This window comes from Microcoleus sp. w1-18aA5 (assembly GCF_036701705.1).
GTDB lineage: Bacteria > Cyanobacteriota > Cyanobacteriia > Cyanobacteriales > Microcoleaceae > Microcoleus.
Window position 1 is genome coordinate 1 of record NZ_JAUPTE010000176.1, and the last position, 1,299, is coordinate 1,299.

Below are 1,299 nucleotides of genomic sequence, written 5' to 3' on the forward strand. Positions count from 1 at the left end.
CTAGTACAGCTCGGCGTAAATACACAGACTATTAAACAGCCAAGACTTTACCCTTATATGTCCACTTAAAAGGTTTGGCCATTGTTTGATTAAAGTAGTTAATAAAATTGAGGATGCGATTTTTCAGATCGTACTCACTGGTGAAACTTGCTCTTTTAAGTAATTGCCGCACCAAAATGCTGAACCAAATCTCTATTTGATTAAGCCACGAAGAATGTTTGGGTGTGTAATGGAAAACTATTTGATGTGTTGGGTCACTTAAAAAAACTGCGCGAGATTTCATAGATTGAAGTATGCCGCTTTTTCCCTTAATGCCGAGGTCGATATCTAAGCCTTCTTTTTCGGCGACCAAACGCACCAGTGATTCCGATTGGTGAGTATTCAGACAATCCATAATTAGATGCCATTTTTTGGCATCAGGGTCAGTTTCAATGATGTGACGAATATTCAGTAAAAAATCCGATTCTGTTCTCGAATCTCCGCAAGGAAAGCTCGATTATCTTACCATTCGCAATATTGAAATTAGCGATCAAGGTCTGCGTACCATGACGAATATATTCAAACTCTCTTCTTGCCACTTTCCCGGGTCGCATTGGTAAGTCTTTTTCGAGACGCTCAATCGCTTGAATCCCTGTCATTTCATCAACTGATATAGTGTGTTCTCCATTTTGACTGCGTTCAATCGCAGTCAGATATAAGCCTGTAATATCTTTAACTTTTGCATCAAATTCTTCATCCACAGGGGGGGGTTAACCAGTAGCGCGAGGCGTGTGGTTTAATTTCTGCTTCTTCTAATAATCTGCCAACATGGCGGACTGATATACTTTCAATAATGCCTTGTTTCATTATTTCCTCCGCCAGTTCTCTAGCTGTCCAGTGACTTATTGGTCGTCCATAATCGGACGGTGAGGAACAGGCGAGTGCAAATAACTCGGTTACTTGTTCCATGCTAAATTTTACTGGTGCACCAACACGCTCTCGATCTTGTAATCTTTGCAAAATCGATAAGTCTTTTCCCTCGCTCTCCAACCATCGGTTTCGCCATAAACTAGCCATCTGCCGGTTAATCTCTAGGCTTCGGGCTATTCCACGATGGTTTTGACCATCCGATGCCATCAGAATGATTTTGGCTCGTAGCACGATCTGTTGCGGCGTGTTGTGTCTCTTGCTCAACTGGTTAAGTTGATGACGCTCGCCATCGCTTAATTTTAATGTTTTAGGCATTAATAATGCCATATATGACTCCTTTATCACCTACCGAAACTGGTCTAAACTAACTATGTTATTCTACCACAAATA

General features: G+C 41.3%; 3 protein-coding genes. All 3 read right to left on the bottom strand.

Features of this window, described 5'->3' with window-relative positions; genetic code table 11:
- Window positions 1-31: 31 nt before the first annotated feature.
- Genes Q5691_RS27550 through Q5691_RS27560 form a run of 3 tightly spaced genes read right to left on the bottom strand, consistent with a single transcriptional unit; the run spans window position 32 to window position 1,236 of the window.
- A complete protein-coding gene (locus Q5691_RS27550) occupies window positions 32-451 on the bottom strand; it encodes a transposase (protein ID WP_445305850.1) in 420 nt (139 codons plus the stop codon).
- Window positions 429-740, bottom strand: a complete 312-nt coding sequence (locus tag Q5691_RS27555) for a hypothetical protein (RefSeq protein WP_333348416.1) — start codon at window positions 738-740, stop codon at window positions 429-431. The genes Q5691_RS27550 and Q5691_RS27555 overlap by 23 nt, the downstream gene beginning before the upstream one ends.
- Window positions 733-1,236, bottom strand: a complete 504-nt coding sequence (locus Q5691_RS27560; protein ID WP_333348419.1) for a helix-turn-helix domain-containing protein — start codon at window positions 1,234-1,236, stop codon at window positions 733-735. Before Q5691_RS27560 ends, Q5691_RS27555 begins: the two co-directional genes overlap by 8 nt.
- Window positions 1,237-1,299: the final 63 nt, after the last annotated feature.

Coding starts and splice junctions, on each gene's coding strand:
- Q5691_RS27560 (WP_333348419.1), bottom strand. CDS start 1,236: ATGGCATTATTAATGCCTAAAACATTAAAATTAAGCGATGGCGAGCGT.